This window comes from Okeania sp. KiyG1, assembly GCF_014132355.1.
GTDB lineage: Bacteria > Cyanobacteriota > Cyanobacteriia > Cyanobacteriales > Microcoleaceae > Okeania.
On sequence record NZ_BLZO01000094.1, the window covers coordinates 193,007 to 213,831 of the forward strand.

The 20,825-nt window shown below is 35.2% G+C and carries 13 protein-coding genes and 1 pseudogene; 2 read left to right on the forward strand and 12 right to left on the reverse strand.

Annotation, left to right across the window (positions count from 1 at the left end):
• Nucleotides 1–1,002: 1,002 nt before the first annotated feature.
• From SAGCYANO_RS23375 to SAGCYANO_RS45430, 7 genes are all read right to left on the reverse strand, one after another.
• On the reverse strand, nucleotides 1,003–3,786 hold the full coding sequence (locus tag SAGCYANO_RS23375) for a zinc-dependent metalloprotease (RefSeq protein WP_237396559.1): 2,784 nt from the start codon (nucleotides 3,784–3,786) through the stop codon (nucleotides 1,003–1,005).
• A gap of 721 nt (nucleotides 3,787–4,507) precedes the next feature.
• Complete coding sequence (locus SAGCYANO_RS23380) at nucleotides 4,508–5,929, reverse strand: WD40 repeat domain-containing protein (RefSeq protein WP_202222267.1); 1,422 nt, start codon at nucleotides 5,927–5,929, stop codon at nucleotides 4,508–4,510.
• Between the two features lie 357 nt (nucleotides 5,930–6,286).
• A complete protein-coding gene (locus tag SAGCYANO_RS23385) occupies nucleotides 6,287–6,832 on the reverse strand; it encodes a ferric reductase-like transmembrane domain-containing protein (protein WP_202222268.1) in 546 nt (181 codons plus the stop codon).
• Nucleotides 6,833–7,173: 341 nt separating this feature from the next.
• A complete protein-coding gene (locus tag SAGCYANO_RS23390; protein WP_202222269.1) occupies nucleotides 7,174–8,775 on the reverse strand; it encodes an FAD-binding oxidoreductase in 1,602 nt (533 codons plus the stop codon).
• 229 nt (nucleotides 8,776–9,004) lie between these two features.
• Nucleotides 9,005–9,919 carry a hypothetical protein gene (locus SAGCYANO_RS45420; protein WP_237396561.1) on the reverse strand — a complete coding sequence of 305 codons (915 nt, stop codon included), beginning with the start codon at nucleotides 9,917–9,919 and terminating at the stop codon, nucleotides 9,005–9,007.
• Nucleotides 9,912–10,310: a hypothetical protein gene (locus SAGCYANO_RS45425; RefSeq protein ID WP_237396562.1), complete on the reverse strand. Its 399-nt coding sequence runs from the start codon at nucleotides 10,308–10,310 to the stop codon at nucleotides 9,912–9,914. Before SAGCYANO_RS45425 ends, SAGCYANO_RS45420 begins: the two co-directional genes overlap by 8 nt.
• Entirely contained in the window at nucleotides 10,295–10,966 is a 672-nt protein-coding gene (locus SAGCYANO_RS45430) for a DUF6851 domain-containing protein (RefSeq protein WP_237396565.1), read from the reverse strand. Before SAGCYANO_RS45430 ends, SAGCYANO_RS45425 begins: the two co-directional genes overlap by 16 nt.
• A 1,189-nt stretch (nucleotides 10,967–12,155) precedes the next feature.
• On the opposite strand from SAGCYANO_RS45430, the gene SAGCYANO_RS23400 reads away from it, so the two are divergent.
• Nucleotides 12,156–13,790 carry an NB-ARC domain-containing protein gene (locus SAGCYANO_RS23400; RefSeq protein ID WP_202222270.1) on the forward strand — a complete coding sequence of 545 codons (1,635 nt, stop codon included), beginning with the start codon at nucleotides 12,156–12,158 and terminating at the stop codon, nucleotides 13,788–13,790.
• A 29-nt stretch (nucleotides 13,791–13,819) separates the two neighbouring features.
• Here the strand turns inward: SAGCYANO_RS23400 and SAGCYANO_RS23405 are convergent, their stop codons facing one another.
• Both SAGCYANO_RS23405 and SAGCYANO_RS23410 read right to left on the reverse strand, forming a co-directional pair.
• Nucleotides 13,820–15,415, reverse strand: coding sequence for a serine protease (locus SAGCYANO_RS23405; protein WP_202222271.1), 1,596 nt, complete (start codon nucleotides 15,413–15,415; stop codon nucleotides 13,820–13,822).
• Entirely contained in the window at nucleotides 15,412–15,624 is a 213-nt protein-coding gene (locus SAGCYANO_RS23410) for a hypothetical protein (protein ID WP_202222272.1), read from the reverse strand. The genes SAGCYANO_RS23405 and SAGCYANO_RS23410 overlap by 4 nt, the downstream gene beginning before the upstream one ends.
• 583 nt (nucleotides 15,625–16,207) lie before the next feature.
• On the opposite strand from SAGCYANO_RS23410, the gene SAGCYANO_RS23415 reads away from it, so the two are divergent.
• A complete protein-coding gene (locus tag SAGCYANO_RS23415; protein WP_202222273.1) occupies nucleotides 16,208–16,735 on the forward strand; it encodes a COP23 domain-containing protein in 528 nt (175 codons plus the stop codon).
• 185 nt (nucleotides 16,736–16,920) lie between these two features.
• Here SAGCYANO_RS23415 and SAGCYANO_RS23420 read toward each other — a convergent pair whose 3' ends face one another.
• The 3 genes and pseudogenes from SAGCYANO_RS23420 to SAGCYANO_RS23430 all read right to left on the reverse strand — a co-directional run.
• A complete protein-coding gene (locus SAGCYANO_RS23420; protein ID WP_255502672.1) occupies nucleotides 16,921–19,404 on the reverse strand; it encodes a protein kinase in 2,484 nt (827 codons plus the stop codon).
• Nucleotides 19,405–19,408: 4 nt separating this feature from the next.
• Nucleotides 19,409–19,633, reverse strand: coding sequence for a hypothetical protein (locus tag SAGCYANO_RS23425; protein WP_202222275.1), 225 nt, complete (start codon nucleotides 19,631–19,633; stop codon nucleotides 19,409–19,411).
• Nucleotides 19,634–20,612: 979 nt separating this feature from the next.
• Nucleotides 20,613–20,825: pseudogene (locus SAGCYANO_RS23430) on the reverse strand (hypothetical protein); the annotation flags it as partial.

Here is a 20,825-nt window from a genome sequence, read left to right on the forward strand (position 1 = left end):
TTCATATTAACTACACAAAAAATGTTTATTACACCCTGTAAATTCTATGATACATCATGCCACATTTGTCAATCAACTTTAATATTCAGTAGGTATTTTTACAATTTATCCTGATATCGGGGCTTTAGGCAGAAGACAGAAAGCAGAAGGAAAAAGGCTTATGAGCTACTTTGATTTTTGTTAAATACTTTGTTTTTTGTACTTAACTTACTTAATTTATTAATTTCTATCAATATAGACTTTTCTAAAAATAATGATATATATTTATCTGGTTATATTATTGATAATTATTGATTTATTTGATTTTATTTGTTGCTTTAGTAAAGCAAAATATTGAGAAATTAAGTTTATACATTTTCTTTATATTATTTTTATATTTTTTACAATTGTTTAATTTTTTAGACTTATAGCAACAGAGGAATTGCTGAGGACATAGATTAATATTATCAGGACTTACGAAAAATATCTAGTTATATCATGTCCGGTTGAACAGTTATAAATAAATAGCGATGGAGGAGTCAGGAGTCAGGAGTCAACCCACCCCTAACCCCTCCGGTGGAGGGGAACTCAGGAGGGAAGACTGAAGTTGGAAGAAGAAGAACTGGAGTTGAAGGAGAAAGTTTTTTATCACTAATTATCCGGACAAGTTTATTATACACCATCTGTAGGGGGCGTTAGCGGAGCTTTGCGTTAGCAAATGCCATTCGCCCCCTACTATATGGCGGTTCTGCGTAAGTCCGGATTATGTCTGATTAAACAACTGTAATTAGCTAGAATATTCCTACATTGTGCTTAATTAATGTTACTAGATCTCATACCTACGCATCCGTAATGTCTGATATCAAGTCCGGTCATGTCGCATAGCGATGCAGTTGTGCGCCAGCTAAACAAAAGCTTTCTTCTTCTGTTTCTTCTTTTTTCCTCCTGACTCCTGACTTCCCCTCCCAGGAGGAGGGTTAGGGGTGGGTTGACTCCTGATTCCTACATATCTGTTAGAACTTATTAATTAGACTGTAATTGTGCATTCAAAGTTTTCACAATTCGATCGCGTATTTCCTCCAAATGTGCGATAGTATAGTCGTCCATTTTCTTGCCCCTCTTTTTAATTATCTTCTCCAAATCTTTATCCAGTTGTCGCAATTCATACCAAGCTAAACTCCGAGCATCTTCAGGTACAGTACGATTACGCAATACCATTGAAATTAGCAGATTTAGATGTTCCCGTTGCAGGGAGCGACGCATACTAGAAATCTCAACTTCTCTACCACTAGACTCTAGAACTTCCGTCCAGATACTATTTTGCAGAGTCTCAAAAAGTTCCGGTAATTTCAAAGCATTATCTGGCGTTGTCTTCAACTCCAAATCTCGTAGACGAGTCAAACGAATATTAGAAAGGAGCGATCGTAAAACTATCCGCTGCAAAAACAAAATATTATCTTGAATAGAATAGTCTAAAGGAAACAACCAACCATAGCTTCCCCAATGTCGCCAACGTGACGGTGCTAACTTATTCAGTAAATCTGGTGCAAACTGAAACGCATCTTCAGCAAAAATATATTTATCTATAATTTCTAATGCTTGGCGTTGTTGCTCTACAGATATAGGTTCAAATGGTAATCGCCCATTAGTATTTTTTGTACTCTCCCGATTAAATGACTGACCGCCTACATACAAAGTAGTATCCATTATTTGCTGGATATAATAGAAGAAGACCGTATCAAACATTGCCCTGATTTCGCTATAACTTTCATCATTTTGAGGAACGCGCTTTTCTAAACTTTCCCAAATATTCCGGGCGTTATCCAGTTGCCACTGGGAATAAATTAATGTATTGCTACTGAGGTCAAATGTATTTGCTGCAGGGTCAATACCATCAGTATCTTCATCTGTAGCATAAGATAATTCTGGTTGAGATGCTCGTCTGGCAATTTCTTGTAAGAATCCTTTTTCACTTATATAGCTAGTCGTGTCACTAGGTGTATAACCGTATTCAATTGCCCAATCATCATAAGGACCGACTACAGTGGGAAAATAGTCTCCTTGTATTGTTCCCTGTGGAGCTATATTAACTGGTACATAATCCATTACAGATGCTACTAACCCTTTTGTTTGAGTAATAGTTGTATCGTTCAATTGTTCTGGTTCGAGCATTGTACTACCGTGGAAATTATGTCTCAGACCAAGAGTATGTCCAACTTCGTGAGCAGTAAGATATTTTAAATATTGATTTACATACCTATCTATTTCTGTACTGTGGGGTCTGATGTTTTGCAAAGCATCCATTGCCACCGCCCCTATTGCCAACTGCTGAGATGATTCCCAATCAAAACAAAGATGTTCTGATAAGTGAGAGTTTGATAATGACGACTTCCGAAAAGATTGATATTTTGCTTGTAGAGATTGAGGAAGAATAGATTCTATACTGTTATTTGAAGTATTAGCTTCCGTCTCAGTTTTCAGATTTCCTAAATAGCGAGAATACATATCTAATACGCAGGGATTGTAACTTTTTCCATCCTTGGTTTGAAAAGCTTCAGCCAGAGATTGATTTTGTACAATTATACTGCCTACTCCGCCATATTTAATACTCCTAATAATTCCTGCATTGAGAATAATATCTGCATCTAAAATTTGCCCTGTTAATGGATTGACACGGGAAGGCCCTATACCTGCAAGCCAAGAGTCAAAAATAGTAGACCAACGAATTGTATTGTAACGAATATCGGCCGGGTCCCAAGTAGCATCATCTGGCATTTGTTTGGCTTGAATCGCATTAACAAATCCTGCTTTTTCAAAAGCTTTATTCCACATTAATATTCCTTCTCGAATGGCATCACGATATTCGATTGGTACTGTATTTTCTATCCAGAAAGTTATCGGTTCTAGAGGGGCCGATAAAGGTGCGCTAGGAATTTGTTTTTCCAGATGCCATCTATTAATATAACGAACAAATGGTTCACGACGATTATTGTTAGAAATATCTTTATAAGCACTAATAAAATAACCTACTCTTTCATCGGCTAATCGGGGAATATAACCATTATTTCTTGGTAATTCTGAAAAACTATAGCGAACTTTGAGGTTAAAAGCACGGCTATCTGGCAAAGATTCTAAATATACTGTATTATCTTCGTTTAAAATACCATAAACTGACTCCAGTTCTATGTTTAAAGGAAATGCTTTAGCATCACTAATATAAGACTTTGTTCGATCTATTGAGTAGTCATCAGGTAAAGCTTCTTCTAGTGATGGTAAATTCATTTCTCCTATTAATAAATTCTCTAAATCAATCAACAATGTTTTTCTTTGAGGATGAGTTGCTTCAATAGACAGAGAATATAAAACTGAGTCACTAAAAGAACGTTTAATTGAACGAGCTTGAGGGTCTAATTCATTAGTCCGAAAATTGATATTAGGTAGCACAAATTGAATATCATCTTGATGTTGGCGCAACTGAAAGATAAAATCACCCAATGGTAAACCACTAATTAAACCTGCCTCGCCAATACCTGATTCTAAAGTAATTACAGAAAGGAAGTTTTTATTAAGTTGTTCTGGTTTGACTTCCATTAATGTTTTACCTGTTTCTTCATCCCGATAAATGGTAAACATTCCTTCTAGTTTTTCAAATCCATCAATTAATTTTTCATAAGAATCATCTATTTCTGTGGAACTAATAATTTGTTGTGGGTTTGCTGAAATCTTTGTTGTTGAAGCTCTAGTTGTAGGAATGATAAATATAACCAGTAGAAATGATAAACAAAATAATAGTAATATGCTCTTCAAGAATTTAGAATGTAGAATTAAGAATTTAGAATTTAGAATTACCTCTTCTTATAAATAAGAGGATTGGATCAAAGGATTTTTTTCTTCCCTACGGGAAGCTCCGCTTTTAATGTTGCGTAGCAAAACGACCGCTTTTTTTTCCATGAATGGAGAGGCTTTATACCTAAATTTTTCGGTAATTTTAATTATTTTTTGCGAAATTATTTTGCCTATACAGTTTTTCTGTTTATGGGTTTTATTTTGACCGATCGTCCACATAATTAATTAAAGAATAAGGAAGAAATATAGTGCGATGAGCAAATATTAAGACATTCATAACTAATAGTAATTTTTGTGATTTTTGTCCACTTTACTTAGTTTTATGAATTCAAGATCCTTTTTCTCTATGATAATCCGAAAATTGATCTACTGCCAATATTACGGATAAGTATAGTGGGACTTACAGAACTTTTAGGTGCTGAAACCCTATTGCCTGTTATACCAACTCCCACAAGTCATACTATACTTAGACAGCACTTCAGTTATTAAGTAATTAACACAGTTTGAATTACCTTTTTGCTAATTTGAGTTAATTTAATGTTAATTATTCTTATTTTTACTTCTCCTCCACTCCCTTAGTTCCCTACTTCCCTGCTCAACAAAATGTAGAAAAGTTTTTGAGAAATGGTATTATTTCCCCCTATTCCCTATTCCCTCTTTTGGAGGAGATGTCTAATTCAAATTACAACCAACCATTCCAAGGACTAACCTTAAGTATACCTGTTGGAGTCATTACCACCCGGAATAGTGCAAAAGATTGTTTCTGTGTTACAATTTCAGAATTAGTATTACTTAATAGCTTAGGTAAAGGCGTTTGCCCTGTATAATCTTGAGCAGATTGATTTATAGATTCAAAACTAACTATTGCTCCATCCTCATTTACTTTCACCCGAAATACCAAATCTTCATACCAATTAGGAGTCTGTTGCCAACTTTGGTCAATTTTGTCATACAGCTTTTGGTTTAACCTCTCTAACTTAGCTATATCAGTAATCTCTGAAACAATAACTATCTCTGCTTCTTTCTTCACAACAGATGCTTGAGTTGCATTCTCTAACTCGTGACTACTCAAACCAGATACAGACCACAATTTAATAGTCCCATCAGCACTACCACTAGCAAGAGTTTTCCGATCAGGATTAAACTGTAAAGACCAAACTGCTTGAGAATGACCAGTCAAGGTTTCCAGTAGTTCTTCTGTATATATCTCCCACAGATGAATATTTCTATCGTAACCACCACTAGCAAGAGTTTTGCTATCAGAGTTAAAAGCAACAGACAAAACTGCTTGAGAATGCTCCTCAAAAATGCTTTGTAGCTGACCAGTATCTACTTGCCATAACTTAACAGTTCGGTCAGTACCCCCACTTGCCAAAAATTTACCATCTGGACTAAAAGCGATCGCCCAAATTCTGTTTGTATGTGCTGCCAAGGAATGGAGTTGCTTACCCGTATGTAACTGCAAAGTCTTGATTTGACCATTCTGAGAACCACTGGCAAGTATCTTTCCATCAGGACTAAAAGCTAGAGCAGTTATAGGAGCTGAATGTTGAAAGCTACTCTCAATAGAACCAGTTTTGAGATTCCATAACTTAATCATGCCATCATAACTACCACTAGCAAGAGTCTGACCATCAGGACTAATAGCTATAGCTTTGACATCATCGATATGGTCTGCAAGAGTTTGGATGAGAGTACCATTTGTTAGATCCCAAAGTTTAATGCGGTTATCCCAACTACTACTAGCAAGAATTTTTCCATCTGGAGTAATAGCAATAGATTCAATAGCGTCAGCATGAGCATTTATGTTATGAAGTAACTGATTATTGTTTAAATTCCAAATTTTTATGACACCACCATAACTACCACTAGCTAAAGTTTGACCATCAGGGGTAATAGCAACTGTATAAACCCATCCCAGATTTTGGGCAATAGTTTTCTCAGGTTGGGTTTTTGTTTGTGTTTTCTGAAGAAAATTGTTGGTTGATATTAATCGGGAATGCCATAACCCCAAACCTCCTGTTCCTGTGACAATAGTTAATACTAGGGTTGTAGAGTATTTACGCCAAAAAGGTGTGTAAAGTATAGATTTTAATCCTATCATTGTTCAGTTGTCCTCTCAAAAATATCAAAATAACTAATAATTAATAGTTGAAGTTTAGGTTTAATATTTTACATTTCAAGATTTTTTATTCATTTTAAAATATGCCATTATTAATTATTAATTGTTAATTGCTTAATACTCTTAATTTTTGACAATTTATCGCAATTTGCGCTAGCATTTTTACAAATTGCAGGAATTGTCCAATAGCTAAAAGTCTTATATGATTCCTACGGAATGCTTGCGCAAACGGTTTTTTATTCCCCCTATTGCCTGTTACCTGTTGCCTGTTGCCTGTTGCCTGTTGCCTGCGCGCAGCGCTATATTGCGCAAACGGTTTTTTATTCCCCTTATTGCCTGTTACCTGTTGCCTGTTGCCTGTTGCCTGTTCCCTGCGCGCAGCGCTATATTTTGATGTTCTCTCATTTTTCTCACAATAAACAAAACTGTTATAGTTGTAATTCCCACAATTCCCAATGGAGTAAGATAACTCCAATGACCCCACATTTTGTCAATGACGTGCCAGACTAGGAGAAACATTGCTAGATAAGTTAGTTCATGTAATTTCTTCCAATTTTTCTTCAACTTTTTCACGCTCCAATTATTAGAAGTAATTGTTAGTAGGGTAAAAATAATGAAAGTTACAACTCCTTGTACATATATCCAATAAGTTTGAAGAGCGAAAAAATCAAAGTTTCTTTTACGAACTAATAAAACTCCGTGACCAAGAGCAAATAAAAAGGCAATGACACCAATTTGACGACGATACTTCAGCAAAAATTTGGGAATTTCAGTTTTTTTAGTTCTGGGGAAAACAACTCTCAAAGTTGTTGGTAATAAAGTAATGATGTAGGAAATTAATGCGAAGAAACCTAAGTAATTAGCAAGTGGTGATGTATCTAACATAATTAATAATTAATAATTGACAATGAGAACTTCTGGCTTCTTCTTTGAAAAAGGAATCAAAGAAAGTTTTTAAAGAAGCGGTCAGCAGTCAGCAATCAATAGGATCATCCAGTAAACCGTTCCAAAATTTCCGCACCTGCTGCACTGAAGGTACTGTGACTGGATAATTAGTGATAAAAAAATTTTGTTTGTAGTTTTGCTTGAGCAACTGAAATATCTATCTTCTTGCTCAAGCCCAACTACGAAGCTCTAATTATAGCTATTCAACCGGACATGATATTATACTCTGTCCGCATAATAGCACAATCAAAAAACTTATCCTCTGCAAATTTCCCTACTGCCTAATCTCCTAGTAGACATGACTGTAGCTTGGCAAAAACTGAAGCATAGTCATCATTTCTTTCTGGTAAAGCATTCTCAACAGAAAGTGCTTTAGGCCAACGGTATTGATAGTATCCCATCGTCCTTAATTCTGTTGCTAGACGCTCAAAGCACTTTCTTGCCTGTTCATCTTGACCAGGAACTTCGCGGTCGTAAACTAAAGATGTCATTACATACATTTCTCTCCTGTTAACACCGTCCAAAACAATCATTGGCTCAAACCCGTAATCATTAAAAAAGTGTTCAATAACAGGAACAATAGTAAGTGCATCGCTACCAGAAGCAGGTGCTGTCACAGCTAGCCAGATAAAACCACATCGGTCTCGGTCTAGATCCATAATTTCTGGAATTGAATAGCGTTTACGCCAATAGCTAATAGGAATGCTGCCCTGAACAGGAATTCCAGCAAAAGTCAAGAGACGACCTTTAAGTAGCTTATGAGTCAATTCAGGAATTTCTAGATTCCTATTCCAACGCAATCTTTTAATTTGAGACTGGTCTACAGTAAACGATTTCAATCGACTTACTTTATTATTGAGGGCTTCGTGAATATCTGCTTTCATTGCTTCAGCGTGCCTCAAAGTAGGAGAATAGACAGCAAACACTCCATTATAAACTCCTGACCAGCCAGGGATTTGTTGTTGGCGTAAGAGTTTCAGCATCAGCTGGCGCTCTAGAGTTCTTTGTGCATAAGCTTCTTGCCAAGGAAATTGACTGACTTCTGCCAGAATTCGGTAGCCATGCAACAGTATCCAGTTACTTTCAATTAATCCAGTTTGCTTTAAATTGTGCAATTGGTCAGTTAGCTCACCTAACTGCTCTTCTTCATCAATGGAAAAATAAAATATTTGTAGGTATGCAGGCAATAACGATAATTCCAACGTCATTTCGGTGACAATTCCTAAATTTGATTGCCGAAATAAACCTTTCAAGTCCGGTCCGAGACCATAACGAGATATTCCTGCTGTTGAGGCGTTGGGTAAAGCATCAAATCCAGTTTTGAGTAATTCACCAGAGGGTAAAATTGCTTCAAGGGAAATTACATAGTTCCAGCGAATTACATTCAGACCGTTGGCATAACCTGCATCTATAGCATTGCCAATAATGCTGGAATAAGGTGAACTTCCTGTGAGAGAGAAGAACAAGTGGGGATAATATGACCGCAAATACTCAAATAACTGCTGCTGAGTTACTCCAGGACCAAGAGTGACGGTGGCATTTTTACCATCTACCTTAATCTGATTGAGTCTACTCAAATTCATAACCACACTCAAGTTTTCATCAGGAACTTGAGAACCATATCCCCAGTTATATCCCTGACTGACTGGGTGAATATGAATTCCAAATAGTTGAGCAGCTTTGAGACACTCTTGAACCTCTTGCGGTGAACCTGGTTGAATCACGAAACGTACTTGTTGTGAAGTTTCAAAAGTTGCTGTCTCTACTGCAGCAATTACATTCTCATTGGTAATTACATATTGATGACCAAGTATTTTTTGACAAAATTCTAGGTAGTGCCATTTTAGTTTCAGACTGGGATTAGATTGTAAAATCGATACCATTGTTGTTCTCCTTATTGCTGAATAGATAAATTCAATTAATGTTAGCTGAATCAAAAGATGATTGAGAGAGAATTTTTTACCTTAATTTTGCTATTCTTAATCATTCCTAAAGTTAATCTAGAACTTGATGTTTTAACTGATGATTGATGAGTGAGTTCAACCAAGCTGAATAAAATCATCAACACCAATGAGACTTTCGGAAACTCCTTGTAAATTAATCGAAAGTTGGTCAACTACTAATGCGAGTGTCATTACCTATCTGAGAAATAGTCAACTGCTCAAAACTCAGACCATCTTCTAAACCAATGACATCTATTCCATCTTCAAAATCAGTGATAATATTGTCACCATAACCAAACCTGAACTCAAACATATCCCCACCTGCTCCACCAGTGAGAATATCATCACCCATTTGACCACCAATAATATCATCTCCTATACCACCATCAACTCGATCGTCACCTTTGCCTCCGTGAAGCAAGTCATTACCATCCAAACCTTGGATAATATCATCACCTCTATTTCCGTAAATGAGATTATTTTCAGTGGTTCCGATTAAATCATCATCATCATTTGCACCGATAATAACATTAGGAGCAATAACTGACTGAGTTCTCTCCCAAACACTTTCCCCTACTTCTCGCCCTAACTCCCGACCATTGATATCCCCATCATCAAAATGAATACCACCATAAAGACGAGAAATACCAGCTTCATCAGCAGCGTCACTAAAAGTATCCCACTCTAAGACTATAGGTTCAAGAGGTGTCACACCAGGTTCAAAACGAGACTCACCCACCTCAAAACTTATCCCCGCACCAAAATCATCGCTACCAGTAAACCGTTCTAAAATTTCCGCACCTGCTGCACTGAAAGTACTATGACCAGATACATATTCAGCAAAAGGAGGTGAAGGGTCGCTACCAGGAGTTTGATAAGTGAGAAAATCAGTTGCCAAAATAGTTTGAGTTCCTTCTCCCGGACCTGCCCAAGCATCAATAGCAAAACCGCCAAGCTCTGGATTAAATTCTCCAATTAAGCCTAGTTCCCCTAATTCCCTTACTGTGCGTACAGGTCGAGCATAATCATAAAAAGTTTTAGATTCCCAAGCAGCAATACCAGCATCAAATACTGCGTTACCCATAGTTAAAGAACAGTTTCACATCTTGGTCTAAAGTATGATTATCCCTGGCGGAAACAAATTGTCCGAAAGTCATCCAAGTTCCTGGAGGGAAGGATGTACCACCTCCATCTTCCCAAAATTCGGCAACTAATTTTTGCTCGTCTGTCAGGTTAGCACTAAAATCGACAACTCTTTGTGTTTGTTCGATAAATCCAGGATTGATAATAGTACCCACAATATCGGGAGTAATTTCAACCACAGACTGGTCTGCTAGAGTAATTGTGCGTGCTTCTAAGTCTACTTCACCATCTACCAGTAAAAATGGTTCTGGTGCTTCTGGTCGTATTTCTTCCAGGGATGTGAGACTAAAGGGTGTGACATTTCCCCACTGAGGTGTTAAGAATGTTTGCATTCCTTGTTCTTCACCGGGTAAAGCATCAATGGGAACTCTTTCGGGAGTCCACAGCTCAATGTTAGTAGGGTTCTCCAGTGGAGATTCGTGGGTTGATAACCGCTAATGTCAGAATAGGGAGTACCGTCACCGTTGGGGTCATTTCCTAGTTGGTTGGAGCCATCATTTCGGCGGAATGTTAATAGTGCTTCGGCGGATACATTACCGATGCCAGCAGGAGTAGTAGTATCTGTGGTGGTGTTGTTGGGGTCGAAGCCCAATTCCGTCATTACTTCATTGAAAATTTCTACTTGAGTGGGAAAGAGTTCAGATAGTACTCGGTAAGCAGAAAAACTCATGGCTTCAGTTTTGTTGGCATCGGTGTTTTCTGACTGAGGACGTTGGAGGTTGTCTCCTAGCTGAGTTGATGTAGCTAATGGATCGTAAGCACTCCAAGCATCATAAGTGGCTGTGTGTACGATACCATAAGCACGGGAAGCAACAGTTGGACCAGGGGAAGTATTGATGACTGCTTGTTGTACTGCTCGGTCCCAGAGTACAGAAATGCTTGGTGAAGCATCTTCTACTGTGACCAGTTGAGTTTCAGGATCGACAGTAAGATTGATATTGTTGTCAGCATCAGAGATTTGCTGAAATTGTCTGGTAGAGTTACTCATATTTTTTTCCTTAATGTCAAGAATTAATTTTGATGATTCGGTGAAGTGATACCGTTTCACGGAAGTCAGAAGTCATATACGGGACTTACGCAAATTAACCTTTAAAGCTCCGAATGGCGCCCTCACTGGATTTAGTGTTCCTGCGTAAGTCCTGATATATAATCCGGTTGAACAGAAGTCAATTGCGACCAAAGGGTTTGCCTAGTATTCCGCACCGAAAGTAATCTCCTAAACCTCTGAGATTACTTCCTTCCACTTCGTTACTTATAGTATATATACTATATTTAGAATATAATTATGTCAATACCCTCTATGATTTTTTTTTATTGAAGGCTGAAACCTTTATTTAATAAACTTTATAGCTGTAGTTCAGCTTTATATATGATTAGCGTCCGCAGCTAAAACTACAAAATTCTATATACATAGTATAGTTATTGTTGATATATATAACATCATATATATAGTTAGCCTTATGAGTTATTTCCTGAACTGAGCCGACTCAGTTATATTTCACGAAACGAGTTATTATGCTGTTAGCTTGGAACTTAGGTTTTAAACCAACGAGTCTCACCGTTCGGTTACTACTGATCGCCCTAACAGGACTATATTTATCAACTTAGTCATCCTTAATTTAACCAGGACTTTTATAGTATATATACTGTAAAAATATATTAATGTCAATGCCCTGTATGATTTTTTTTTATTGAAGGCTGAAACCTTTATTTAGGGCTTACTGATCTAATATCAAAGCATTGACTGATATTGGTTGTAGAATTTTTTGGTCTAAAAAAGTGTCAGTTTACAAAATCCTAAAAGCCTTACCAATTAATACTTTTGACTTTTGACTTTTAATATAAAATCCGTTGGCTTCGGAGTAATATAATTTCATCGATCAATCGTCATACAATGCGTAGGGGCGAATGGCCATTGGCTAGCGCCAAGCTCCGCTTTATATGTTGCGGAGCAAAACGCCCCTACAATCTTAATAATGCTGAATAATACCTTTGATATAACTTTTGAGTTCCGCAGTGCAGGATGGCAGAAATAACTAACCAGTGACAAAATCCTAAAAACTTTACCAATTAATACTTTTAACTTTTGACTTTTGACTTCCGCTGACTTCCGCTCATGTTCCGGTACAATATGTATACTTGAAAGAAGTTAAGTATATTGGGAGGAAAATATATTGATGTCTCAATTACCCCAAGACTTTTTCAAGCAATTAAGGATTGAAGGTACTAAGGTTAAACTGTCTGAGGAAGAACGCAGAACATTGAGCATCGCGCTGGAGGGTCTGTCAATTAAAGAAATAGCTGAGAGAGAAGGTATTTCTGAGGTAGCTGTCCAAAAAAGACTAGGAAAAGCTTACAAAAAATTTGGTCTTACCAGCAGTGGCCCAGGAAAGTTGACGGAGTTGAAATATCTACTTGAGTCAAAATATCAATCTCAAACGGAAGTCAAGCAGGAGTTTCAAACTGATGATAAATATTATCATTTAGAAGAAGCACCACGGCCAACTAATTTTTATGGGCGAGAAAAACAACTTACTAAACTTGAACAATGGATAATTGAAGATAAGTGTCAACTTTTGGCAATTTTAGGAAAAGGTGGTATTGGTAAAACAGCTTTGTCAGTTAAACTAATTGAAAGAATTAAAAATAATTTTAATTATGTTATCTGGCAGACCCTCCGTAATGCACCAGATTTTACCAAGACTATAAGGGGTTTAATTGATATTTTGTCTGGCAAATTTACTACTTATTTAAAAGTTGAAAATGAATCTACTACTCAGTTAGAACGAGAAAAAATAGAAAATGAGATGATTTCGACATTAATGCAGTATTTGAGAGAGCGTCGTTGTTTGATTATTTTCGATAATCTAGAGACAATTTTAAAGGTTAATGAATTTGTCGGACATTATCAAGATACATATAAAGGATATGGCAGACTTTTAAGACGTTTAGGAGAGGAAAAACATCAAAGCTGCATATTAATTACGAGTCGAGAAAAACCAAGAGAAATTGCTTTTTTGGCACAGGAAGAAATAGAGGATGAAGAAATAGAAATACAACCAGTTCGTTCCTTACAATTAGGTGGACTCAGAGAGGAGGAAGCAACAGAAATTCTCGCAGCAAAAAAATTATCTGGAAAAGATATGTGGAAGCGTTTGATTAAACTTTATGAAGGTAATCCTCTTGGTTTGAAATTAATTTCAAATACTATTAAGCAACTTTATGGAGGGGATGTTGATGAATTTTTAAGTCAAACATTAACCTATGTGGTTAGGGGGTTTGGAGAGATAATAAAAGACCAGTTTAAACGTATGACTTTTTTGGAGCAAGAAATTGTCTATTGGCTGGCTCTTGAATCTCATTTATCTATAGAAAAGTTGAAAGAAAAATTTGTCTCTCCACCTCGACAAATAGGCGATATTTTGAATGCTTTACAATCATTAAATGACCGATATATGATTGATAAAGAGGGATATGATTGGAATTTACAGGATACTATTCGGGAATGTGTACTTCATCAATTTGTCGAGCAGATTTGCCAGGAGATTAAAGACTGTCAGACAATAGTAGATATTAAACTTATGACAAGTCACAATTTTATAGATAGCAATAATACTAAGAAGAATGAGATTAACTCTCCTTTAAAATTAATTGAAAATAAGTTATACAGTCTGGAATATTTTAGAAGTCTCGAAGAGGTAATTGAAAGACTACAAAAAATTCAGAAAATTCTAGAAGGAAAATCTCAGCTAGAAATAGGATATGCTGATGAAAATGTTCGGGAACTTTTAGAGGAATTTCAGCGGAAATAAAGCTTGTTGTTTATTTTGGTGGTTCGGCACTATTTTAATTCATCATAAGCATTCCAAATTTCAAGAAATTGAGATTGAACCTCTGAAGGTAATTTGTTAATTGCACTTTGAAAAGTTTCGAGTGCTTTTTTGTGGTTTTTATATTCTTCTGGCTGATAGTTGAGGCAGACATTAGTAAGAAATAAATCTTTTGGTTCTCTCATAACAAGACCACTATCTTTCCGCCATTGTTGAGCAAAGTTTATCCAAATAGAACGCTGATTTTCTGAGATTTTTTTTTGTAGAAAATTTAGAGCTTCATCTTTTTTTTGTGAAGGTTCTTTGCTATATGACTCGCACACATCAGCAATAAAAATAGATGATAGTTGAACTGGTGCTTGTTCTTCAACTTTTGGAGATTCTTGTGGTGTATTTTCTGAAAATTCTGGTGCTTGTTCTTCAACTTTTGGAGATTCTTGTGGTGTATTTTCTGAAAATTCTGATGCTTCTATATTGAACGTTCCTTGCCTACAATTTGGTCTATTTCGTAAGCTGTAATTTGGATCAGGTATTTGAGATGATTTTTCTACTGAATTATTTGTGGAGCAAGTAATAGAATTTGTTTCTGGATTATTACTACTGGCTGTCTCTGGTAGTAAAATTGCTCCAACAAAAGCTTTCAAATTCAGATTATTGATACCTCTTTTGGGAGTAGCATAATGAAATACTCCTCTAGTAGTTGTACGAATAACAAAGTTGTAATTTTCTGAGTTAGTATCTACCCCATTACGCTTCATTTGATTGATAGAGTTAAGGAAAACTTTAGTACGGCAATCTTTATAATCTATACACTCAAAATTATCCTCCTCTAATCTTTGCTTTTGAACTTGGAACATAGAATTGATAATAGATATTGCTTCTTTTTCTTCAGGTTTAAAGGATGAAGATTGAACCGTTGTTGGAGTTGGTTCAGTAGCAGTTACTTCTGGCTCTGGAATTTTTGGAATTGGTGTTGGAGAAGGAGAACTTTGAATTGTTGGAGTTGATTTTGGTGTTGGAGAAGGAGAACTTTGAATTGTTGAAGTTGGTTTTGATTTTGGAGGAGTTGGAATTTGATTTGCTTGGCTAATCATTGCTTGGATATTCCCTCGATTAGGCTTAATTGGAATGCCAATTTTAAACCCTGTTTTGACTGGAATGGGTTCAAGTCGATTGTTAGGTAGCAATATAGCTTCGCTTTGGCGGTTTAGTTGTAAGTCACTCAGACTATGAACCCCAATTAAACATCCTTTTCGATCCAATACAGGACCACCACTCATTCCACTAGTTGTATTATTTGTATAAGTTAAAACACGATTATTATCGACTATATCTTTAGTAGAAGAAATAATTCCATTAGTCATCTGAAAATTCCTGGCCCACTCCAAATTATTAGGATATCCAGATACATAAACATCAGCCCCTTCTTGAACATCAGCACAATTTAATTTAGCAGAGGAATATTTCTGTTCGCTAGTAAATTTTAAGATAGCTAAATCAAGATTAGATTCTTTTTCGATTTCTTCAATTGGATATTGTTTGCCATTGAAAGTTGCTACTTTCAATTTATCTATATCTCGATTCTTTATAACGTGAGATGCAGTCAAAATATAATAAGTATTTTCTTCTTTTTATAGATAACTCCTGAACCTAAAGGTTGAAATTTTCCCTCTTCTGAAATTCCAACTGAAACCGTAATTGTTTTTGCTTTCTTATGAATTCCTTCACTAGCTGATGCCAGAATAATTTCTGGTGGAATTATGCCCATAGCTGTTGCTATTATTAAAGTAGTTAATAAATTGTTTAAAAATTTCATTTTCTCTCTCAAATAGATTTATCTAAACAGTTGGTTCTTACTTTAAAGTTTTCTTTTCTCTCCACAACTAGAGTAAGCATTCAGCAGTCAGTCATTAGCTATCAGCTATTTGTTATTAACTCATTATCATACTAGAGGGGAATTATTCACCAAGGAGAATTAAAATTCATTAATGAAATTGGCTATAACCTAACCTCAGTTATTGCTTGAATATTTTCATGCATCTGATTGCTTACCAACCAGAAGCTCCCAGATCCTAAGATATTCTCACTAGAGAAAAAAGGAATACCCTGTGAAGTAATAATCCTAGAGGGTTAGGTCTGGTAATTGATAAAGTAATACTAATTTTCTCAGGTATTTTAGATACTAATATAGAAAATTTTAAGTATAAGTACCTGTTTCAAGATTATTTTGGTAGAGCTTGCAAGCAATTTCTCTCCAAAGTCCTGTAAAGTACCCTAGAGCATCACAAACAGAGTTACCCTTTGTAAATTGATGTTTTGTATACAAAATATATTATGCTATCCTATATGATACATAACTAAAGATAATTATCTTTAATTCTTAGCCACTAAATTTTCCTATGAAGTTAAAATTCTTTTTGAAAAGTGCTTTGACAGGAATCTTGGGTGGGTTAAGCTTCACAGTATATCCCTTGGCTGTTCGTGCTGAGAATATTAAAGATACCTGTACAAGCGACTCACCAATTATAGAAATTTCCTCTCATACTGATCGTCCCGATCTTCGAGATGTTTTGTATTTTAGGTTTGATCTAACTTTCCCGAACGATCTAAATAGAGCGCAACAAACCTGCGAAGAAGTCTCTGAGAAATTGCAGACTCATCTTGAAAGCGATCAAAAGCTAGAAATAATTTTAGGAAAACCAAATGATCGCTTTGTAATTTGTCTAGCACAAGAAGATTCTTGCAGTGCTAATAGTAAAAACTTATTTGCACTTAAACCTGAAGAAGGGCCAGAATTGTTAAGCAACTTACTAGATGTTAAGCCTTCAAAGAGAAGCTTGGCAGGGGATGGATTATATTTGTCAACCGTTGGAATTCAAACAAATTTTTGGCAAAGAACATTGCAGAGGTTTACACCTAGACTTTAGATAATACCCTTAAAGCAAGATTAAGTAGGTAGGTATCAAAATTTATCGTTAGAGGAGGGCAGGAGGCAGAGAGTAGAAGGGACAAGCAAAAAGGCTTGTGAGTTACTTTACTTTTTGTTATATAGCTGTTTTTTTCTTGCCTACCTATCTTAAATTATTGATTTTTGAAAGAGATTTATCACTTTCTATTGCTGTAGCTTTTTTTGACAATTCAAAGCTTCAGTCTTTAGTTTCAAATTTCCTTCTTCTATTTCTCTTTCTAGCTGCTGGACTTTTTGACAATCTCTTAATGCTGCCTCAAATTTTGACAATTCATAAAATACTTTCGCTCTAGCTAATAAAATTCTAGCTTTTAAACCTTTTAGATTGTCTTTATTTGTTAGATCAAGGGCTTCATTATAAGATTCTTCCGATTTATCAAAAATAATCTTTGCGTTTTCATTCATTTTTGTTAAAACTTTGCCTTGTCTAAAGAAAACTTCTCCTAACATTAGTCTAATCTGTATTTCAAAATTATTGTCATCTTTTGATATAGATGCTCTATTATTTTCAATCTTTCTCAAAGCACTCTTAATAAAATCTTCTGCCAGTAAATATGTTTTATAAGCTTCTGAATTATTACCTTTCTCTTCTATATCATACCCCCATTGCATTAATGTATAACCCCTATTAGACCAAGATTCTATATATTCAGGATTAATTGTTATCGCGTCTTCATAATAACCATTAGCATCTTTATACTTATTTTGTTGGCTCAAAGAAACTCCGATACAGTTATTAGCTTTTGCCTGATTTTCTATATCATTCACTTCTGCTATTTCTAAAGCAGCTTGACAAGATTTCTCAGATTCTTCTGGTTGATTCAATTTACTAAATATATAGCCTTTATTAATCAAAGAATGAACATCATTTGGGCTGATATCTAGTGCCTGTTCAAAAAATCTTAGAGCATTTTGATAAGTTTCCTCAGACGATTTGCCTTCTTTTTCCAATTTATTTGCTTTATTTAGTAGTTTCATTCCTTTATTAAAACTTTCCTGGTATTTTGAATCCCCCACAAAAATAATCAAGCCCAATATCAATATACTCAAAACTATCACCCCAAATATAGTCCCTACCATCCAAAACTTCCGCTTAATTAATGATTGAAATTCAATAATATTTTTGCCCTTCAATCTTCCTAAATCATTTAAAACTTCTTGCGCAGAATTATAGCGCCTTCGTACATGATCGAAATCTACCATCTTATCCAAAATTCTGACTAATTTATTGTTAACTTGAATATTGTTACTCCAGTTATATTTTCCTGTTTTTTTATCCCGCAGACCTAACTGATTCGGTTCTTTTCCTGTTAATGCTTGAATAGCAGTTATTCCTAGAGCATATATATCACTATTACATCCAATTTGTTCATTTCCTTGAGCTTGTTCTGGCGACATATAACCGATAGTTCCTACTGATTCAGAGCTATTATACTGACCGATATTTTCCGAAAAAATCACCGCTTTTTTAACTGAACCAAAGTCAATTAAAACAAATTTTTCATCAGAAAAACGTCGCATAATATTAGAAGGTTTAATATCGCAGTGAATCACACTATGACTATGAATAAAGTTCAATATTTCTAGTAGTTGGTGTAAAAATTCAATAACTTGATTTTGGTTCCAATTTTTTTTACTCAACTCTTGGCGAATATCTTCACCTTCTATATATTCTTGAACTAAATAAAAAGTTGGCTGGTCGGAAATATTGTTTCCTCCTGATTCTTCAAAAGAATCTCGCAATTTAGGAATCCTATTGTATGAACCCGAACCTAAAAGCGTTAAAGCTGCTACTTCGTATTTAAACTTTTCTCTTGTTTTGATTTTGTTTAAATTCTTATATTTTTCAAGTTTTAGTTGTTTAATTACATAAGGATAGGTTTGACTTTCTTCTATATTTTCTGCTAGATAAGTATTACCAAATCTGCCACTACCTAAATAATTCTTAATTCTATAGGTATTATTTTTAAGAGTTTTACCTAGCATTTTAAAAGGTTCTAAATCTGCCAGAACTTCCATTGCAGATTGGTAGCGTTTTGTTGGGTCATGCTCTACCATTTTGATTAGAACATTAGATATCTTTCGATCGACTTCAGATAGTAAATCTTGCCATTTTACTGTTTCACTAGAACCATGATTAGATAGAGGATGTTTTCCTATTAAACCTTCAATTGCTACAAAACCAACAGAATATATATCACTACAAAAGTTTATTTTTCCTTTTATTTGTTCGGGAGCAGAATACTTACCATTACCACAAATTGTAGCACTTAATAAATCTCGACTATAATTTAAAGCGATTAACTTTACTAGACCAAAATCTATTAAATAGATTTTTCTATCCTGCCTTCCTCTAATTAAGTTTGCAGGATGAAGATCGCGATGAATCAATTTTTTTTCTGATATGCTTTTGGTTTGCAGGTATTCTAATATTCCCAAGATATCTATCAGAAAATTAATGACTTCTGTTTGATTCCATTTTGTTCCATTTCTCTGATTATTTTTAAATTCATATTTCAGATTATCACCCTCAATATATTCCTGAACTAAGAACATACTTTCTCCTTGAGGACTTGGTAAATTACAGGTAAAAAAATCAATCATTTTCGGAACTTGAGGATGATTAATTTTTTCAAAATATCAGATTCCTGTTAAAATTTTTTTGTGCTTCATTCGTATATCTGTTTAACTTTTTTACTGCATATTTAGAGCTAGTATTAGACAAATCTTCTGCTAAGTAAGTAATACCAAAACTACCTTCACCCAAGAGAGCCACAATACGGTATTCACCATTTTTACCAGTTATTACTTGACCTATGAGAGGATCTTTGGGAGATTGTTCGTTACCTTGATTCATATTAGTATGGGAAAATATATTTGCTAAGTCTAAGTAAAGGACAAAAAACTTAAATTATAGAACAGAAAAAGGTTTCATAGAACTTAAACCATAATATCCATGAAACCTGATATGAATCAGGATAGTTTACTACAAAAAACTTTAAAAAACCACTTTTATTACCATGGAGCCAGAATCAAATTTATCACTTTATTTATATCCCGTGAAGGAAAAACTTATCTCAAATCGCCAATAACGTTATTGGAGTAGTATACAATAAATTACATCACTTTATAGCTGATTATACTTAGAATCTAAGTACAATTAATGTTAGTGTTTGCGTAGTATTCCGGAGGAAAGGTTTGCCTTAGCAAACGTCGTATAGAAATTATAAATCAGTGTTCTCAAACTAAATTGAGAAGAGTTTAATTCAGTCAGTTATATCATGTCCGGTTGAACAGTTATAAATAAATAACGACGGAGTCCTCAGGAGTCAACCCACCCCTAACCCCTCCCAACCCACCCCTAACCCCTCCCAACCCACCCCTAACCCCTCCCAGGAGGGGGGGAAGTCAGGAGTCAGGAGGGAAAAAGAAGAAGGAAGAAGGAAGAAGAAGAAGGAGAAAGTTTTTTATCACTAATCATCCGGACATGATATTATACAAAAAATTATAGGTTTAATTATCAGTTTAAAAGAACACTTTGTTTTGTAGTTTAGACCATAAATAAAGTTGCAAAAATTTTCTATTTGGCAATATAATTTATCAAAATAATTAGGGTGCATCTCATATTTGCAAAAATACTTTTTCCTATATATTATTCCCTGTTGCCTGTTGCCTAAAAAGGCATTCATTATTTTTGGTTAACTAATCCTAGCAAAATGTAGAAAATTTCATTCTAAAGAATACAATTTTTATTTAGTAACAATAAATTGACCCTACTCCCTCACTCCCTACTCCCCTACTCCCTCACTCCCCCACTCCCCCCACTCCCCCACTCCCTACTCCCTCACTCCCCACTCCCCGACCCAAGGAATAATATTATCCTCAGATAACTTTTGAGAAACAGCGATCGCTCCATAAAGATTCAAATGACTAGGGTCAGAAAATTTATTATAAGTATCTGGCCATGCAGTACCTAAATCTCGGAATAAAAAGTTTGAATATTCTAAAGGTAACTGCTGCATATATTCTAGAAATTTTTGTTCATAGTT